The following is a 14,013-nucleotide window of genomic DNA, read 5'->3' on the forward strand; positions in this document are numbered from 1 at the left end:
GACGCGCGCGACGAGGACGTCGTGATGCGACGCGGCTCACGCGCGAGCGCCGGTCCTCGTCCGAGGGCCCCTCAGCACTCGGGCAGGGACACGGGAACCGCCGTCACGGCGAGCCCGCCCATGGCGGTCTCCTTGTAGCGCTCGGACATGTCCTTGCCGGTCTGGCGCATGGTCTCGATGACGGTGTCGAGGGAGACGAAGTGCTCTCCGGTGCCGCGCAGCGCGAAACGGGCGGCGGTGATCGCCTTCACCGCGGCCATCGCATTGCGCTCGATGCAGGGCACCTGGACCAGTCCGCCCACGGGATCGCAGGTCAGGCCCAGGTTGTGCTCCATCGCGATCTCGGCGGCGTTCTCGACCTGGCGGGGCTTCGCCCCCATCACCTCGGCGAGGCCCGCGGCGGCCATGGAGCAGGCGGATCCGACCTCGCCCTGGCAGCCCACCTCGGCGCCGGAGATCGAGGCGTGCTCCTTGTAGAGCGAGCCGATGGCCCCGGCGGTGAGCAGGAAGCGCACGGCGACGTCGTCGGGGTCGGCGTCGCGCAGGTAGTGGGTCGCGTAGTAGAGGACGGCCGGGATGATGCCGGCGGCACCGTTGGTGGGGGCGGTCACCACGCGCCCGCCGGCGGCGTTCTCCTCGTTCACGGCGAGCGCCGCGAGCGAGACCCATTCCAGGGCGGATTCGGCGCCGTGGCCGGGGTCCTCGGCGCTGAGGGAGTCGTACCAGGAGGCCGCGCGGCGCTGGACGTCCAGCCCGCCGGGGAGCACACCGGGTGTGCGCACGCCGCGCTCGATGCAGTCGCTCATGACGCCCCAGATGCGCAGGGCGCCCTCGCGGATCTCGTCCTCGCCGCGCCACTGCAGCTCGCGCCGCATCATCGCGGCCGACACGGAGATCCCGCGCTCCTCGCACACGCGCATGAGCTCGGCGCCGGTGGTGAAGATCGCCTGCCCCGCCTCCTCGGAGGCGACCTCGGCGATCGACTGGTCCATGTCCGCGGCATCGACGACGAAGCCGCCGCCCACGGAGAACATGGGCCGGCTCGCGATCACCTCGCCGGAGGCGTCGTACGCCTCGAAGGTCATGCCGTTGGAGTGCTGGGGAAGGAAGGTCAGGGGGTGCAGCACGATCGAGGAGGGCCGCAGGGCGACGGGGAGACGGCCGTCCAGCAGGAGCCCGCCCTCTTCCTCGATCCGCGCGACCCGCTCGCGACCGGCCACGGGGTCGACGGTCTCCGGGTCGGCGCCCTCGAGTCCCATCACGATCGCGTCGAGCGTCCCGTGGCCCTGGCCGGTCGCGGCGAGCGAGCCGTACAGGTGCACGCCGACGTCCGCGATGCGCGGACCGGTCTCCCGGTCCTCGAGCACCTCCCGGGCGAAGAGGCTCGCGGCCCGCATGGGACCCACGGTGTGGGAGCTCGACGGTCCGATCCCGATGCTGAACAGGTCGAACAGGCTGATGCTCATCGTCCGCCCCTGCGCGGGCCCGCTCCCCCGCCGCCACGGCGACCGCCGCGGCCGCCCTGGGAGCCTCCGCGACCCTGCGCGCCGCCGCGACCGCCCTGCGAGCCGCGACCGGACCGCCCGGAGGCGGGATCGCCGCCGGAGCGGGAGCCGCCCTGTGCGCCGCCGGAGCGTGCACCGCCCGATCGTGCACCCCCCGTGCGGTCCTGGCCGGTGCGGCCGCTCGTGCGGCCTCCGCTGCGCTGGCCGGTCGAGCGTCCTGCGCCGGAGCGTCCGCCGGACCCCCGTCCACCGGGGCCGCGCCCGCCGGAGCCGGCCGCTCCGCGCCGGCCGCCTCGACCGGCCGAGGGCCCGCCCTCGGCGGCTGCCTCCTCGTCCCAGGCGGCGCGGAGCTCCTCGTTCGTGCGGCGCTCCTCGGCGCGCGCGGCGTTCGCGCCCTCCCCGTTCGCCACGCCGCCGGAGAGGCGGAGCTTGCGGGGGGCGCCCTTGTGCTTGATCTTCGCCGGGTCGGGGGCCGGTTCGCCCGAGGGCGTGCGGCCGCCCAGGTCGATGAGGGCCTGGGCGTCGGCGCTGCGGGCCTCCTCCCATGCGGGCTCGACCTCGGCCGCCTCGAGCACGGCGCGGGTGCCGCGGGTCTGGTGCGGCAGGGCGAGGGTGACGACGCTGCCGGCGGCGCCCGCTCGCGCCGTGCGCCCGGAGCGGTGCACGTACTCCTTGGCGTCGGTCGCGGGATCGGCGTGGACGACCATGCTCACGTCGTCGATGTGCAGCCCGCGGGCCGCGACGTCGGTCGCCACCAGCACGGGGAAGTCGCCCTCGCGGAAGCCCGCGAGGACGTTGGTGCGCAGCCCCTGCTGCTTGTTGCCGTGCAGCGCCGCCGCCTGCACGCCGACCTCGACGAGCTCGGCCGCGACGCGCTCGGCGCCCAGCTGGGTGCGCGTGAACACGAGGGTGCGCCCGCGGCGCGCGGCGAGCTGCGCGATGACCTCGCGCTTTGCCTTGGGGGAGATCGCGAGCACGTGGTGGGTCATGGTCTTCACCGCGGCGGCCACGGGAGTGGTCTCGTGCTCGACGGGGTCGACGAGGAAGCTGTCGACGAGGGTCTCGACCTGCCCGTCGAGGGTCGCGGAGAACAGCATCTTCTGGGTGCCCATGGGGGTCGCGGCGAGGATCTCCCCGACCTGGTCGAGGAAGCCGAGGTCGGCCATGTGATCGGCCTCGTCCACGACGGTCGTCTCGATGCGGTCGAGGAAGAGGGCATCGCGGGCGGCGAGGTCGATCAGACGGCCGGGGGTGGCGACGACGATCTCCGCGCCCCGGCGCAGGGCCTCGGCCTGCTTCTCGATGTTCATCCCGCCGGCGACGAGCTGCGCGCGGATGCCCACCGCCCGCGCGAACGGGTGGAAGGTGTCCACGACCTGCACGGCGAGCTCGCGGGTGGGCACCAGCACGAGGCCGAGCGGGCGACGACGGTGGACCTTGCGCCCCCGGAAGCGCGCGCACATCGAGAGCGCGAAGGCGAGCGTCTTGCCGGAGCCGGTCTCGGCGCGGGCCATCACGTCGCGGCCCGCGAGGGCGTCGGGAAGGATCGCCTCCTGGATCTCGAAGGCGCGGGTCAGGCCCTGCTCGGCGAGGATGGCGAGCAGCTCCTCGCTGAGCGCCATGTCCTCGAAGCGGGACGTGCTGTGGGCGCTGCGGCGGCGTGCCTTGGGCATCGGGGGTCCTCCTGGGTCGGGGCGCCCCTCGGGGCCGATCGGTGTCCCGATCCGGCCGTGCATCGGGCTTGCGATCGGATCGTCGATCGGGCGGAGCGCCCGTCCATCATCGCGCACAGCGCGCTCGCGCGAGGCCGTGCGGGGCATGCGGGTGCGCAATGCCTCCCGTCGACCGGACAGCGCCGCCCCGCCGTCGGCCCGACGACGCCCGGGATCCGGGGCCGACGCGGCGCTCGTCACACGCCGCCCCACGGGGTGGTCGCACCTCGCCGGTCCGGTGCGCCCGTGGGACAATGGCACCGATGATGCGCACACTCATGACCTCGAAGATCCACCGCGCGACCGTGACCCAGGCCGATCTGCACTACGTCGGCTCGGTGACGATCGACGCGGCGCTCATGGACGCCGCCGGGATCCTCGAGAACGAGCAGGTCTCGATCGTGGACGTCACCAACGGCGCCCGGCTCGAGACCTACGCGATCACGGGCGAGCGCGACAGCGGCGTCATCGGCATCAACGGGGCTGCCGCGCACCTGGTGGTCCCGGGCGACCTCGTCATCCTCATCGCCTACGGCCTGTTCGATGCGCAGGAGGCCGCCGACCACCACCCCCGCGTGGTGCATGTGGACGGCGCGAACCGCGTGGTGAAGGTGGGCGACGACCCCGCCGAGCCCGTGCCCGGCATGCCCGACCAGCGCACCGGCCGCTGAGCCGCGCACGGGTGCGCTGAGTCGTGACAGGGGTCCTCTCCGGGTTCTTCATCGTCTGGTGCCTGATCGCGATCGGCTGGATCGTCGGGCGCACGGGCGTGCTCGGCGAGCAGGGGCGCTTCGTCCTGAACCGCACCACGTTCTTCCTGGCCTCCCCGTGCCTCGTGCTCACCTCGCTGCTCGAGTCGGACCTGGGGCAGGTGCTGTCCACGCCCATGCTCATCGCCGGGGTCTCCGGACTCGTCTCGGGCGGACTGCTCCTGCTGATCGTGCGCCTGCTGACGAAGCGCCGCGGAGCGGAGCTGGTGGTCACCGCGATCAGCGGCTCCGTGGTCAACGGCGCGAACATGGGCTTCCCGATCGCCGCCTACGTGCTGGGCGACACCTCGCACGCGCTGCCCGTGATCCTCTTCCAGCAGGCGATCTACACGCCGCTGTACCTGTTCGTGCTGCACGCCGTGACCACGAAGATGCGCCCCTCCCCCGCGGGCGTGCTGCGCAACATCGCCTCGAACCCGACGATCGTGGCCGCCGTGGTCGGGATCGTGCTCGTCGTGTGCGGGGTGAAGCTGCCGGAGGTGATCCTGCAGCCCTTCGGCTCGATCGCGGACATGGCGATCCCCGCCATGCTGCTGGCCTACGGGATCTCGCTGATCGGCTCGGCGCCGCTCGCCAAGGACGACGGCTACCGCGGGCTGATCGCGATCGCCACCGCCTTCAAGCTCGCCGTGATGCCCCTGATCGCGCTCGGCCTGGGAATGCTGCTCGGGCTCGGCGGGCATGATCTCTTCGCGGTCGTGGTGATGGCCGCGCTGCCCACGGCGCAGAACGTGTTCGTCGCCGCCTCCCAGTACAAGGCCGCCGAGAACCTCGCCCGGGACACCGTGCTGCTGACCACGGTCGGCACCGTGATCACCCTGCTGATCGTCTCCGGCGTGATGAGCGCGTGACCGGGTCCTCCGTGACCCCGACGACGGGTCGCGATAGGATCGCCCCGTGGCTCGTTCGCTCCTGCTTCCGTAGCCGCGTCGGACATGCGTCCGCCCCAGCCCTCGGCCCCGGGGATCGGACACCGACGCGGCTCCCCTCGCCTGTGCGGGGGTTTTTTTGTGCCGGAGCGGGCACGGGCCCCAGGACCACCACCGAGAAGGACAGACATCCATGAGCGAGGCACCCTTCCGCTACACGGCCGAGATGGCCCGGAGCATCGAGGAGCGCTGGCAGAAGCGCTGGGACGAGGACGGCACCTACGACGCCGTGAACCCCGTGGGGCCGCTCGCGGACGGCACGGCCCCGGCGGACCTGCCCGAGAAGATGTACATCATGGACATGTTCCCCTACCCCTCCGGGGTGGGGCTGCACGTGGGCCATCCGCTCGGCTACATCGCGACCGACGTGATCGCCCGGTACCAGCGCACGCTGGGCAGGAACGTGCTGTACACGATGGGCTACGACGCTTTCGGCCTGCCCGCCGAGCAGTACGCCGTGCAGACCGGCACGCACCCGCGCACAACCACCGAGGCGAACATCGCCAACATGCGCCGCCAGCTGCACCGCCTGGGCCTGAGCCACGATCCGCGCCGCTCCTTCGCGACCACGGACCCGGAGTTCGTGAAGTGGACGCAGTGGATCTTCCTGCAGGTCTTCGACTCCTGGTACGACCCGTCGGCCGCGAACGCGGACGGTGTGCGCGGGCGCGCCCGCCCGATCTCCGAGCTGGTCGAGGAGCTGCGCGCGGGGACCGTCGACCCCTTCGCACTGGCCGAGCGCCAGGGCATCGCCCTGCCCGAGAACTGGGCGGGACGCAGCACCGCGGACCTGGCGGGAGCCTCCGAGAAGGAGATCCGCGACCTGGCAGCTTCGTTCCGCCTGGCCTTCATCTCCGAGACGCCCGTCAACTGGTGCCCGGGACTGGGCACCGTCCTGGCGAACGAGGAGGTCACCTCCGAGGGCCGCTCCGAGCGCGGCAACTTCCCGGTCTTCAGGCGCACCCTGCGCCAGTGGAACATGCGCATCACGACCTTCGCCGACCGCCTGCTCGAGGACCTGGACCGCGTCCAGTGGCCCGAGGCCGTGCGCTCCATGCAGCGCAACTGGATCGGCCGCTCCCACGGCGCTCAGATCGCCTTCGGCATCGCGGGCCGCGACGGGGACGGCGCGGGATTCGAGGTCTTCACGACCCGGGCCGACACGCTGTTCGGCGCGACCTTCTGCGTGCTGGCCCCCGAGCACTCCCTGCTGAGCGACGTCGACTCCCTGCCGGAGGCATGGCCCGAGGGCGCGAAGGACGCCTGGACGGGCGGCGCCGCGAGCCCGCGCGAGGCCGTGCGCGCCTACCAGCAGCGCGCCGCCGCGGCGGGCGAGGAGGATCGCACCGCCGAGGACCGCGAGAAGACCGGCGTGTTCACCGGCCTGTTCGCCGTGAACCCCATGGACGGTCGCCGCCTGCCCGTGTTCACCGCGGACTACGTGCTCACCGGCTACGGCACCGGCGCGATCATGGCCGTCCCCGCGGAGGACGAGCGCGACTTCGCCTTCGCCGACCGCTTCGAGCTGCCGATCATCCGCACCGTCCAGCCGCCCGCCGACTTCGAGGGCGGCGCCTGGACCGGCGAGGGCGCGAAGATCAACTCGCGGAACGACGAGCTGGACCTGGACGGTCTGGACAAGGACGAGGCCAAGCGCCTGGCCACCGAGTACGCGACCGCGAAGGGCTTCGGGCGCGCCCGCACCACCTACCGTCTGCGGGACTGGCTGTTCTCCCGTCAGCGCTACTGGGGCGAGCCCTTCCCGATCGTCTACGACCCCGCCGACCCGGAGACGCCGATCGCGCTGCCCGAGAGCATGCTGCCCGTCGAGCTGCCCGAGGTCACCGACTTCTCCCCGAAGACCTTCGACCCGATGGACGCCGAGACCGAGCCGCAGACCCCGCTCTCGCGCGCGACCGAGTGGACGCACGTGACGCTGGACCTGGGCGAGGGCCCCAAGGAGTACCTGCGCGAGACGAACACGATGCCCCAGTGGGCGGGATCGTCCTGGTACCAGCTGCGCTACATCGACCCCTCGGACACCGCCCACGCGGTCGAGCCGGACAACGAGCGCTACTGGATGGGCCCGCGCCGCGAGGGCGACGTGGGCGGCGTCGACCTCTACGTCGGCGGCGTCGAGCACGCCGTGCTGCACCTGCTGTACGCGCGGTTCTGGCACAAGGTGCTGTTCGACCGCGGCGTCGTCTCCAGCCAGGAGCCCTTCCACCGGCTCATCAACCAGGGATACATCCAGGCCTTCGCGTACACCGATGCGCGCGGCATGTACGTCCCGGCCGACGAGGTCGTCGAGGAGTCCGACGGGACCTTCACCCACCGTGGGGAGAAGGTCACGCAGGAGTACGGCAAGATGGGCAAGAGCCTGAAGAACGCCGTCACCCCGGACGACATGTACGACGAGTACGGGGCGGACACCTTCCGCGTGTACGAGATGTCGATGGGCCCGCTCGAGGACTCCCGGCCCTGGGAGACCCGGGCCGTCGTGGGCTCGCAGCGCTTCCTGCAGCGGCTGTGGCGCCTGATCATCGACGAGGACAGCGGCGAGCTGCGCGTGAGCGAGGATCCGGCCGACCTGCCCACGAAGCAGGCGGTGCACCGGACGATCGACGGCGTCTCCCGCGACATGGAGACCTTCGGGTTCAACACGGCCATCGCGAAGCTCATCGAGCTGGTCAATCAGCTGACGAAGTCCGGGGCCTCCCCGCGCGAGGCCGTCGAGCCGCTGGTGATCATGCTCGCGCCCTTCGCCCCGCACCTGGCGGAGGAGCTGTGGACGCGCCTGGGCCATGAGGGGACGGTGACGCGCGAGCGCTTCCCCGCGGCCGATCCGGAGCTGGTGAAGGCCGAGGCCGTCACCTGCGTGGTCCAGATCAAGGGCAAGGTCCGCCACCGCCTCGAGGTCGATCCCGAGATCGGCGAGGACGCCCTGCAGGAGGCCGTCCTCGCCGAGGCCCGGGTCCAGGAGCTGATCGGCGACGCCGAGATCCGCAAGATCATCGTGCGCGCGCCGAAGCTCGTGAACATCGTCGTCTGATCACGGAGGGCCGACGGGGCGAGATCCCCGTCGGCCCCCGCATCGGCGCCGGGGCCCGGCGTCGTCAGCGGGGCGTCGTCAGCGGGGCGCCGTCACCGGGGCGCCGTCGCGACGCCCGCGGCGCCCTCGACGGAGGCGGAGCCGACCTCGCGCAGGTCCTTGCCCCTGGTCTCGGGCAGGCACAGGACGATGGTGAGGGTGGAGATCACGAGCAGCGCGATCGCGTAGATCCCGAAGGCGATCTGGCCGCCGGTGCCCGAGCCCACGTGGGTCGAGACGAAGGTGTTCACGTACGGCGCGGTGCCGCCGAACACGGCGATCGCGATCGCGTAGGGGATGCCGAAGCCGCTCGTGCGCTCGGCGGTCGAGAACATCTCCGCGTACATCGCAGGGGCGTGGGAGAGGAAGCCGGCCAGGAGCGCGAGCTGCACGCAGATCGCGAGGGTCAGCTGCCAGAACTCGCCCTGGATCAGCAGCACCAGCGGGATGTAGGCGATCGCGGAGCCCAGCAGGGCGATCACCGCGCAGGTCTTCCTGCCCACCCGGTCCGAGGCGATGCCCCACAGCGGCAGGGCGATGATCAGCACGACGTTGCCGATCATCGAGGCCTCGAAGGCCTCGGAATCGGAGTAGCCGAGGTTCTGCTGGGCGAGCGAGGCCATCGACACCGACCACACGTAGTAGCAGACCGTGAGGCCCGCGGTCATGCCGATGACGATGAGCCCGGTGCGCCAGTTGCGCGCGAGCGCGAGCCAGACGTTGGCCCTGGAGCCGCTGGCCTCCTGCTGGGCCCTGTTCTCCTCGAACACCTCGGACTCGTCCATGGAGCTGCGGATCCAGAGGGCGATGAGCCCCAGGACGGCGCCGCCCGCGAACGGGATCCTCCATCCCCACGCGCTCATCTGCGCCTCCGTGAGCACGCCGGAGAGGACCAGGCCGACGACGAGCCCCGCGAGCAGCCCCAGCGTGCCCGTGACGTAGATCGAGCTGGCCCAGAAGCCCCGCCGGTTCCGCGGTGCGTGCTCCGCCAGGTAAGTCTGGGCGCTGGGCAGCTCGCCGCCGTGGGCGAGGCCCTGCACGAGACGCGCCACGAGCAGCAGGGCGGAGGAGGCGACGCCGATCTGGCCGTAGGTGGGCAGCAGCGCGATGAGCAGAGATCCCGCCGAGGCGCAGAGCACGGCGATGGTCAGGCCGTGCTTGCGGCCGATGCGGTCGCCGATCCAGCCGAAGACGACGCCGCCGAAGGGGCGTGCGACGAAGCCGACGGCGAAGATCGCCATGGTCGCCAGGAAGTCCGAGGCCTTGTCGTCACCGTTGAACGCCTGGGCGGAGAAGTACACCGCGAAGCTCGCGTAGATGTTCCAGTCGTACCACTCGAGGGCGTTGCCGATCCCCGTGCCGAGCAGGGTCTTCAGCGTGGACTGTGCGGGCTGCGCGGGCCGGGCGCCGGCGTCTCCCGGTGTCGTGGGGTGCGTGGTCATGCCGCCCAGGGAAGCACGGGCGGCGGGCGGAGCGCGAAGGTTTCTGCCCTTCGGACCCGTGGACGCGGCGCTCCGCGAGCGTCACGAGTTCTCCCCACCGCGAGTTGTCCACAACGGCGCCGCTCCCCCGGCGAGCGCAGTCTCATCTGCGTAGCGTCCGCGGCATGAGTGGATTCCTGGGATGCGACACGGTGCAGATGCAGCAGCTCGCCCGGCGGTTCGAGAGCGCCGCCACGGGCCTGGAGGCACGGGCGGGCGTGCTCGATGCCGCCGGTGGCCTGCGGTGGGAGGGGCCCGACGCGGAGGCCTTCCGCGCAGCTGCCTCGACCGCGGGGCGGCAGCTGCGCTCGCGCAGCGCGAGCCTGCATGCCCTCTCCGATGTTCTGCGATCCCAGGCCGATGAGCAGGAGCGGGCGAGCGGCGCCGAAGGGGCTGGCGGGGCGCAGATCGGCCCGGGCGGGGCGCAGATCGGTCCGGGCTCCGGGGCCGACGGCCTCGATCTCGGCGCGATGGCGCGCAACGATCTCTTCGACCTGTTCGAGGACGCGACCGGGCTCGATGAGGACGACGTGCACGATCTCGTCGAGCCGCACCCGCTGGGATACGACGATCCGGAGGGCATGAGCCGGTGGGTGGACGAGACCTCCTCCGAGCTCGCGAAGAAGCTCTTCGAGCTCGCCCAGCGTCCGGTCCCCGGCTGGCTGTCTCCGGGGAAGCCCTTCGCCCATCCGATCGACCCCGGTCTCGCGGAGGCGGTGCGCGAGCGCGCGGCGGCGCTCGACGCACCGGTGCGGCCCCACGATCCGTCCTTCGACCTCGATCCGGTCCATGAGCAGCAGGGATCCGCGCTGCGGCACTCGCTGCTCGCGCGCGTGCCCTATGCCGGTGAGGCCCAGGCCGCGCTGGATGCCCGGGAGCACGTCGAGTCCATGCGCGGGCGGATGGAGTCGTTCGCGACCGAGCACGGCCTCGGCGAGGAGACGGCTCCGCTGTTCGCCGCCATGCGGCTCTCCCACGCGCCCGACGAGGCGCTGTTCGGCGAGAAGTCCGCCGTCGGCTCGATGCTGTCGGGCACCGATCAGCTGCTCGGCGGCGCCCTGCAGACAAAGGACGAGGTGGGCGGCGCCCTGGGCGACGGGGATCTCCCCGGCGCCGCGCGCGCCATGGAGACCGGGGCCTACCGCGAGCTGGGGATCGCCGCGCACACCGCGACCACCACGCCGATCACGTCCTTCGGACCGATGATCTCGACGCAGCTGGAGGCGGAGGCCGACATCCTCGACTCCCCGATCTTCCGGGGCACGGGCATCGACGGCGACGAGATGCGCGCGCACCAGCGGGAGGTCGACGGATTCGTGGAGGACTTCGAGCGCCGCAGGACCAAACTCACCGACACCGAGCCGCTGCTGGAGATGCGCCGGAGGGTCGCCCCCATGCCCTGGGACGAGTGAGGAACGGCGCCGGATGCCGCAGGGCCCCATCCGCCGCGATGGCGGATGGGGCCCTGCGGGCCGGGGTCTCACCGCGCGGAGAGCGGGACCTCAGCGCTGCGCCCCGTCGTCCTCGCTGCCGAGGTCGACGTCCGAGAGGTCGACCGGGGCCGCGGTGTCCTGCGGGGCGGAGGTGTCCTCGAGGATCGCGTCCTCCGCCTCGCGGGCATCGGCATCCGACTCTCGCAGGTCGCCGTCCTCGGCGGAGCCGACCACGTGCAGCTCGAGACCCGACCCGTCGGTCGCGACGCCCGCGGAGACGTGGTCCCCGTCGTGCACCGTGCCGCGCAGGATCATGCGCGCCAGGGCGTCGCCGATCTCCTTCTGCACGAGCCTCTTCAGCGGGCGCGCCCCGTAGAGCGGGTCGAAGCCCTCGTCGGCGAGCCACTGGGTCGCGGCGTCGTCGACGTCGAGGGTGATCCGGCGCTCGGCGAGCCGCGCGGAGACCGAGGCCACCTGAAGGCGGACGATCCGGGCCAGCTGCCCGCGGTCGAGGGCGTCGAACATGATGACGTCGTCCAGGCGGTTCAGGAACTCGGGCTTGAAGCTCGCCCGCACCACGTTCATGACGTTGTCGCGACGCTCCTTCTCGCTGAGCGCCTGGTCCTGCAGGAAGTGCGCCCCCAGGTTCGAGGTGAGGATCAGGATCGTGTTGCGGAAGTCCACCGTGCGGCCCTGGCCGTCGGTCAGGCGGCCGTCGTCGAGGACCTGCAGCAGGATGTCGAAGACGTCCGGGTGGGCCTTCTCGATCTCGTCCAGCAGCACGACCGTGTACGGGCGGCGGCGGACCGCCTCCGTGAGCTGGCCGCCCTCCTCGTAGCCGACGTATCCCGGAGGCGCGCCGACCAGGCGGGAGACGCTGTGCTTCTCCCCGTACTCCGACATGTCGATGCGGGTCATCGCGCGCTCGTCGTCGAACAGGAACTGCGCGAGGGACTTGGCCAGCTCGGTCTTGCCCACGCCCGTCGGCCCCAGGAACAGAAACGATCCGGTGGGACGGTTCGGGTCGGCGATGCCCGCGCGGGCACGCCGCACGGCGTCGGAGACCTCGGTGACGGCCTGGCGCTGCCCGATCAGGCGCTCACCGATGATGTCCTCCATGTCCAGGAGCTTCTGCGTCTCGGACTGCAGCATGCGCCCGGCGGGGATGCCGGTCCAGTTGGAGACCACCTCGGCGATGTCGTCGGGGCCCACGCGATCGGAGACCAGCGGGCGGGACTCCTCGGCCTCGCCCGAGGCCTCGACCTCCTCGGCGTCCACGAGCTGGCTCTTGAGTGCGGGGATGTCGCCGTACAGGATCTTCGAGGCGGCGGTGAGGTCGCCCTCGCGCTGGGCGCGATCGGCCTGCATGCGCAGCTGCTCGAGCTGCGCCTTGAGGTCGCCGACCTTGTTCAGCCCGGCCTTCTCGCGCTCCCAGCGCACCGAGAGCTCGTCCATCTTCTCCGTGCGGTCGGCCAGCTGGCCGCGCACCGATTCGAGCTGCGCCTGGCTGCCGGGATCGTCGCTGCCCTGCAGGGCCAGCTCCTCCATCTTCAGTCGGTCCACCTGGCGGCGCAGGATGTCGAGCTCCACCGGCGAGGAGTCGAGCTCCATGCGCTGGCGCGACGCTGCCTCGTCGACCAGGTCGATCGCCTTGTCCGGCAGCTGCCGGCCCGAGATGTACCGGTCCGAGAGCGTCGCGGCGGCGACCAGCGCGGCATCGGTGATCGAGACCTTGTGATGGGCCTCGTACTTGTCCTTGAGCCCGCGCAGGATCGTGATGGTGTCCTCGACGCTGGGCTCGCCGACGAAGACCTGCTGGAAGCGGCGCTCGAGGGCCGGGTCCTTCTCGATGTTCTCGCGGTACTCGTCCAGCGTGGTCGCGCCCACCATGCGCAGCTCGCCGCGGGCGAGCATGGGCTTGAGCATGTTGCCCGCGTCCATCGAGCCGTCACCGCCGCCGCCGGCGCCGACGACCGTGTGCAGCTCGTCGATGAACGTGATGATCTGGCCGTTGGACGTGCGGATCTCGTCGAGGACGGCCTTCATCCGCTCCTCGAACTCGCCGCGGTACTTCGAGCCGGCCACCATCGAGGACAGGTCGAGGGAGATCAGGGTCTTGTCCCGCAGGGACGCCGGGACGTCGCCCGCGACGATGCGCTGGGCGAGGCCCTCGACGACGGCGGTCTTGCCGACACCGGGCTCGCCGATCAGCACGGGGTTGTTCTTGGTGCGGCGGCTGAGCACCTGCACCACGCGGCGGATCTCGGCGTCGCGGCCGATCACGGGGTCGAGCTTGCCCTCGCGGGCCTGCTCGGTGAGGTCGAGGCCGAACTTCTCCAGGCTCTCGAAGGTCGATTCAGGGTTCTCCGTATCCATGGGGTTCTCTCCGATCAGTGCAGGAAGGGCATCGCGCAGCGTGCGGGGCGTCGCGCCGAAATCGGCGAGCAGCCGTGCGGCGTCGTCCTTGCCGAGCGCGATGCCGATCAGGAGGTGCTCGGTGGACAGATGGGTGCGGTCGGCCTCGTCGGCCTCGCGGCGCGCCGCCTCGAGGGCGTCGTAGCCGCTGCCGACGAAGGTCGGATGGGTGTCGCTGCCGCTCACGCGCGGCAGGGCGTCGATCGCCCGGGTCGAGCGCTCGACGATGCGGTCGGGGCCCGCCCCGACCTTCTCGAGCAGGGCGCGCGCGATGCCGTCCTTCTGCTGGGCGAGCGCCCACAGCAGGTGGATCGCGAGGACCTGGGGGTTGCCGAGCTCCGCCGCCCGTTCGGCGGCCTGGGCCACGGCTTCCTGGGAACGGGTGGTGAAGTGGAACTCCACAGTCGCTGCCTCCGGTTCGTGGATGGTCGATTCCGGGCCGCTGCGTGGGCCGTGACCGCACGCGCACCCTCGATGAGGCGCACGGCGGGGCACGGTCCGTCGCGACCCGTCACACGTTGCAACGTCAGGGAAGTTGAGTCTATTCCGCTCAACCCCGGCCTTCGCATGGCCTGCATCACGATACTCGCGGAGAGTGACGGGACCGAGGCCGTCGTCCACATTCGCCGGCCCTCCCCGGACGCGGGATCACCCTCCCGGTAGCATCGGCATTCCGG

8 protein-coding genes are annotated in these 14,013 nt (G+C 71.8%); 4 read left to right on the forward strand and 4 right to left on the reverse strand.

Going from position 1 to position 14,013, the window contains the following annotated elements:
- Positions 1-71: 71 nt before the first annotated feature.
- Together Bra3105_RS04110 and Bra3105_RS04115 are read right to left on the reverse strand one after the other, a co-directional pair.
- The gene (locus tag Bra3105_RS04110) at positions 72-1,466 is read right to left on the reverse strand and encodes an L-serine ammonia-lyase (protein WP_228358713.1); all 1,395 of its coding nucleotides are present in this window, start codon (positions 1,464-1,466) and stop codon (positions 72-74) included.
- Positions 1,463-3,178, reverse strand: coding sequence for a DEAD/DEAH box helicase (locus Bra3105_RS04115; protein ID WP_228358714.1), 1,716 nt, complete (start codon positions 3,176-3,178; stop codon positions 1,463-1,465). The genes Bra3105_RS04110 and Bra3105_RS04115 overlap by 4 nt, the downstream gene beginning before the upstream one ends.
- A gap of 302 nt (positions 3,179-3,480) precedes the next feature.
- Between Bra3105_RS04115 and panD the strand changes: the two genes are divergently transcribed.
- From panD to leuS, 3 genes are all read left to right on the forward strand, one after another.
- The gene (gene panD / locus Bra3105_RS04120; RefSeq protein ID WP_200501304.1) at positions 3,481-3,888 is read left to right on the forward strand and encodes an aspartate 1-decarboxylase; all 408 of its coding nucleotides are present in this window, start codon (positions 3,481-3,483) and stop codon (positions 3,886-3,888) included.
- Between the two features lie 23 nt (positions 3,889-3,911).
- Positions 3,912-4,838: an AEC family transporter gene (locus tag Bra3105_RS04125; RefSeq protein ID WP_228358715.1), complete on the forward strand. Its 927-nt coding sequence runs from the start codon at positions 3,912-3,914 to the stop codon at positions 4,836-4,838.
- A gap of 211 nt (positions 4,839-5,049) precedes the next feature.
- Positions 5,050-7,968 (forward strand): leucine--tRNA ligase, encoded by a 2,919-nt coding sequence (gene leuS, locus Bra3105_RS04130; RefSeq protein WP_228358716.1) that lies wholly within the window; start codon positions 5,050-5,052, stop codon positions 7,966-7,968.
- 92 nt (positions 7,969-8,060) lie between these two features.
- Here the strand turns inward: leuS and Bra3105_RS04135 are convergent, their stop codons facing one another.
- Positions 8,061-9,449, reverse strand: coding sequence for an MFS transporter (locus Bra3105_RS04135; protein WP_228358717.1), 1,389 nt, complete (start codon positions 9,447-9,449; stop codon positions 8,061-8,063).
- A gap of 164 nt (positions 9,450-9,613) precedes the next feature.
- Between Bra3105_RS04135 and Bra3105_RS04140 the strand changes: the two genes are divergently transcribed.
- Entirely contained in the window at positions 9,614-10,900 is a 1,287-nt protein-coding gene (locus Bra3105_RS04140; RefSeq protein ID WP_228358718.1) for a WXG100 family type VII secretion target, read from the forward strand.
- Positions 10,901-10,990: 90 nt separating this feature from the next.
- Here the strand turns inward: Bra3105_RS04140 and clpB are convergent, their stop codons facing one another.
- On the reverse strand, positions 10,991-13,738 hold the full coding sequence (gene clpB / locus Bra3105_RS04145; RefSeq protein WP_323188846.1) for an ATP-dependent chaperone ClpB: 2,748 nt from the start codon (positions 13,736-13,738) through the stop codon (positions 10,991-10,993).
- Positions 13,739-14,013: the final 275 nt, after the last annotated feature.

It is taken from the genome of Brachybacterium halotolerans subsp. kimchii (genome assembly GCF_020792675.1).
GTDB classification, from domain to species: domain Bacteria; phylum Actinomycetota; class Actinomycetes; order Actinomycetales; family Dermabacteraceae; genus Brachybacterium; species Brachybacterium halotolerans.